Genomic DNA, 3,874 nt, shown 5'->3' on the forward strand with positions numbered 1-3,874 from the left:
GTCCGGCATCGCTGTACACAGCCAGGCTCCCGGCCTGCCATAACACGCGTTGTTCCCGGCTTCCGTCCGGCAACAACGCGTCGACCTCCGCGAGCGTGGGCGTGTCCTGCGGCGCGTTGGCCGTTCCTGATCCTGACGGCCGTCGTCACCGTATGGAGCATCGCGCCGTTCAAGGCGCTGTTCGCCGCGCACGGTGCACTCGCGTCGACCGTGCTGAAGTTCCATGTGGCGGGGCTCGACCAGCTCGTCATGAAAACCGCGCCGATCGCCGCGACACCGAAGGCGCTCGACGCCGTGCTGAAGATCGATCTCGTGTCGGCAGTGGGCAGCGCGATCCTCGTGACCGCGCTGATCTCGATGGCGCTGCTGCGGATGAAGCCGCGCGACGCGCTCGTCACGTTCGGCGAGACGCTGAAGGAGTTGACGCGCCCGATCCTGTCGATCGGCCTCGTGCTGGCATTCGCGTTCGTCGCGAACTATTCGGGGATGTCGTCGACGCTCGCGCTGATGCTGGCCGCGACCGGCGCGGCGTTCCCGTTCTTCTCGCCGTTCCTCGGCTGGCTCGGCGTGTTCCTGACGGGCTCGGACACGTCGTCGAATGCGCTGTTCTGCTCGCTGCAGCAGGCCACCGCCCATCAGCTCGGCGTGCCCGAAACGCTCGCGGTGGCCGCGAACACGACGGGCGGCGTGACCGCGAAGATGATCTCGCCGCAGTCGATCGCGGTTGCGTGCGCGGCGACGGGCCTCGTCGGCAAGGAGTCGGAGCTGTTCCGCTTCACGGTGCGGCACAGCCTGCTGTTCGCGGTGATCGTCGGGTTGATCACGCTCGCGCAGGCGTACGTGCTGCCGGGCATGGTGCCGTAAGCGGCGCACGCCCCAAAAAACAAAACCCCACGCCCGGATGAGCGTGGGGTTTTTCGTTTCGCCGGTCGATCGCCCGCGTCGGCGGGCGATCGGCTGCGCGATCAGCTGCCCTTCGCGATGCGATCCTGGATGTGCTGCGCACGGCTCGCCGACGACGGGTGCGAGCTCATCATCGAGCTCGCGCCGCCGTCCATCTGCGCGAGCTTCTGGAAGCCGGTGACGAGGCCCTTCTGGGTCATGCCCTTCTGCTTCATCAGGTCGAACGAGTAGTCGTCCGCCGCGCTTTCCTGCGTCTGCGAGAACTGCGCGTTGATGAACTTCTCGGTGATGTCGCCGAGCTGCGAGCTCGACAGGGCCGCCACGCCCGGCGATGCCGCGCCGGCCGCGCTACGCGCCGCGCTCACCGCGTAGGCCGTCTGCATCGCCTTCTTCGAGTGACCCAGTGCAACGTGGCCCATTTCATGACCGATCACGCCGCGCAGCTCGTCGTCGTTCATCAGGTCCATCAGGCCGCTGTACACGCGCACGCAGCCGTTGCCCATCGCCCACGCGTTGACGTCCTTGGTCATGTAGACCTTGTAGTTGATCTTCTGGCCGTTCAGCGTCATGTCGCCGAAGCCCTTCATCACCTTCGTCAGGCGCTTCGCGTACGCGCTGTTCGCCGGCGCGATCTTCGACTCGGCGTCGCTGGACTTGCACGACTCGTTCGACAGGGCGGCGATGTCGCTGTCCGACAGCGTCGCCGCCTTGTACAGGTTCGTCCCCGCCGACGTCAGGCTGTTCGCGTCAAGGCTCTGTACCCCGCCGCACGCGCTCAACAGAAATGCCACGCCACACGCTGCCACCGCTTTCTTGAGTTGCATCCCGGAATCCCTCGATAGTTGTATTTGGGAGCGGCGATTTTGCATAATCCGGCAGAAAATTACCAGATGTTTACATCCGATGACACGTTCATTACTCAGCAGATTGACATGAAGCGGTGCGCCGGCGCGGGATTGACGACGAAAAGCGGAGCAATCGCCGCAGCCGGGCGACGATCGGAACGGGAAACGGGCCGGCTCAGGCCGTCTGGTCGCGGCGTCGCGTCAGCCGCCGCGCGACCAGCAGCGGCAGCCGCACCGCGAAGCCGGCGAACAGGCGCAGGTGCATCCACGCGAGCAGCGCGTTGTCGCGGCCGTAATGGAAATGCGAGACGCCGCCCTCGTGCCGGCCGAAATAGCGCACCGGCGCGTCGATGCGGATCGGCCGCACGCCGGCCCAGCACAGCCGCACGGCCGCCTCGGGATCGAAGTCGAAGCCGCGCATCCACGGCTGGCGGCGCATGATCGCGGCAAGCGGCGCGACCGGATACACGCGAAACCCGTACAGCGAATCGCCGATCCCGGCCCACAGCGTCTCGAGGTCGGCCCATGCGTTCGACAGCCGGCGGCCCTGCACGCGCAACTGCGGCGCGCTCGCGTCGAACTTCGGCACACCCAGCACCATCGCGCCGGGCGCGGCCTGCGACGCGGCCATGAATGCGGGAATCAGGTCGGCCGGATGCTGGCCGTCGGAATCCATCGTCAACACATGCGTGAAGCCGCTCGCGGCGGCCGCGTCGAGCCCGGCGAGCACCGCGGCGCCCTTGCCGCGGTTCTCCGGCAGCACGATCACGCGCAACCCCGGGTCGCGCTCGGCCATCGCCTGCAGCCGTTCGGCGCTGCCGTCGGTGCTACCGTCGACGACGACCCACACCGGATTCCACTGCGCACGGGCATTGCGTACGGTCGTGTCGACCTTGGCGCCCGGGTTGTAGCTCGGAATCAGGACGAGATGAGTGGACGAGGCGTGCAGCTTGGACATGGAAACGGCCGATTGCGAAGACGGGGATCCTGACAAAAGTTTATGACTTGCCGGCGAACGTCGGCAGGCTTCGTCGACGTCGCCCGCGTGCGGGGCCGGTTGCCCGATCGTGAGGCTTTCTCGCTTCATGACAGCCACGCCTCCTCATGACCCGCACTGGCCTCGATCTCGACCAGCAGGTCGTCGCGGCACACGTCCGCATGAACGACGAGCGGGCGCACGCCGGGGCCGGCCGCCTCGCGCAGCACGCGCTCGATCGCGGCCAATGCCGCGGTATCGCCGGCGTCGCGCACGTAGACGCGATAGCTCAGATCGGCGAGCGAGAACGGGCCGTGCCCCTGGCGCGCGGCCTGCTCGAGCACGGCCGCAAGGTTCGCGACCGTCTCGCGCGTTTGCGCGACGACGTCGCCGTGATGCACGGTGCGGTGCCCGACGATGCTCGCGGTGCCCGACACGAACAGCACCGGCGCGGCATCGCCTTCCGACCATGCGGCTGCGCGCGCGAACGTCGGCGCACGCGGGCCGTACTCCGCCGGATAGTGATAAGCGCTGACCTGGCGCGGGTTCTCGACCGGATCGGCCGGCGTGCGGCTCGCGAGGAAATGGATCGCGAGCGGCGCGGCCGGCGATGCATCGCCCGCGACCGGCACGACCGAACCGAGCGCGCATGCGGCCGGCACGCCGCCCGTCAGCGCACGGCGGCACGCGTCGAACGCGTGCTGGCGGCCGATATTGAACTGACGATAGCGCTCGATCCCGAGCTGCACCGCATTGATCGCCGGCACGGTATTCCAGATGCGTAGCGGATGCGGCATGCCAAGCGAATCGAGCACGTCGAACAGCGTGCGGTACGCATCATGCGTCGCGCGTTCGAGCGGCGTGCCGCCGTCGTGCGTTTCGCTCGTCTCGTGCACGACGATGCTGCCGAACACGAGGCCCGCCGTTTCGCTGTACCGATAGTGCAGCGCGCCGCGCCGTTTGCTGCGCAGGTCGCGCGCATGGCATTGCCAGATTTCGCAGACGGCGTCGTCCGGCGCGATGCCGGCACCGAGTAGCGTCATCGGCACCGGCGCGACCGGCAGGTCGGGCACGACATCGGCCAGCATCCGCGCCACCGCGTCCGCAAACCAGAATCGCCGGATCCATCACGAAGTGAAGGAAGGCGAGA

At 67.8% G+C, this 3,874-nt stretch carries 3 protein-coding genes and 1 pseudogene; 1 reads left to right on the plus strand and 3 read right to left on the minus strand.

Going from position 1 to position 3,874, the window contains the following annotated elements:
* A partial coding sequence (locus G3O06_RS46860) for an L-lactate permease (RefSeq protein ID WP_241020602.1) occupies positions 1 to 864 on the plus strand: 864 nt, incomplete at its 5' end.
* Between the two features lie 101 nt (positions 865 to 965).
* Here the strand turns inward: G3O06_RS46860 and G3O06_RS46865 are convergent.
* The 3 genes and pseudogenes from G3O06_RS46865 to G3O06_RS46875 all read right to left on the minus strand — a co-directional run.
* A complete protein-coding gene (locus G3O06_RS46865) occupies positions 966 to 1,727 on the minus strand; it encodes a M48 family metalloprotease (protein WP_174915426.1) in 762 nt (253 codons plus the stop codon).
* A 196-nt stretch (positions 1,728 to 1,923) separates the two neighbouring features.
* Entirely contained in the window at positions 1,924 to 2,706 is a 783-nt protein-coding gene (locus tag G3O06_RS46870; RefSeq protein WP_205820148.1) for a glycosyltransferase family 2 protein, read from the minus strand.
* A gap of 125 nt (positions 2,707 to 2,831) precedes the next feature.
* Positions 2,832 to 3,830 (minus strand): annotated as a pseudogene (locus tag G3O06_RS46875) (endoribonuclease L-PSP); the annotation flags it as partial.
* Positions 3,831 to 3,874: the final 44 nt, after the last annotated feature.

It is taken from the genome of Burkholderia sp. Ac-20345 (genome assembly GCF_017104825.1).
GTDB classification, from domain to species: Bacteria; Pseudomonadota; Gammaproteobacteria; order Burkholderiales; family Burkholderiaceae; genus Burkholderia; species Burkholderia lata_B.

Coding starts and splice junctions, on each gene's coding strand:
- G3O06_RS46865 (WP_174915426.1), bottom strand. CDS start 1,727: ATGCAACTCAAGAAAGCGGTGGCAGCGTGTGGCGTGGCATTTCTGTTG.
- G3O06_RS46870 (WP_205820148.1), bottom strand. CDS start 2,706: ATGTCCAAGCTGCACGCCTCGTCCACTCATCTCGTCCTGATTCCGAGC.